Origin of the sequence: Burkholderia sp. SIMBA_051 (assembly GCF_046534915.1) — a bacterium.
Lineage (GTDB): Bacteria > Pseudomonadota > Gammaproteobacteria > Burkholderiales > Burkholderiaceae > Burkholderia > Burkholderia ambifaria.
The window spans coordinates 1-230 of sequence record NZ_JAWRXS010000998.1; the positions used below are offsets into that span (position 1 = coordinate 1).

Here is a 230-nt window from a genome sequence, read left to right on the forward strand (position 1 = left end):
GGCGGGCAAGAATCGATCGCGATACGCGGGGTCTTTCTGCAGATACGGCGTGAGGTCAGCGATCTGGCCGGCCTTCACATATTCGTTGAGCGTGCCGCCGCCCCACGATTCGAACACGCAAGGCGGCTGATTCGCACCGAACGCCACTTTCAGCTTGGTCTTGTAAGCGTCGTTCAGGATGTGCGAGTTTTCGACCTTGTAGCCCGGGTTTTTTTGCTCGAAGCGGTCGG

1 protein-coding gene is annotated in these 230 nt (G+C 58.7%); it reads right to left on the reverse strand.

What is annotated here, in order from left to right; translation table 11 throughout:
- The coding region (locus SB771_RS37485) for an extracellular solute-binding protein (RefSeq protein ID WP_410722340.1) at positions 1-230 on the reverse strand (230 nt) is incomplete at both ends.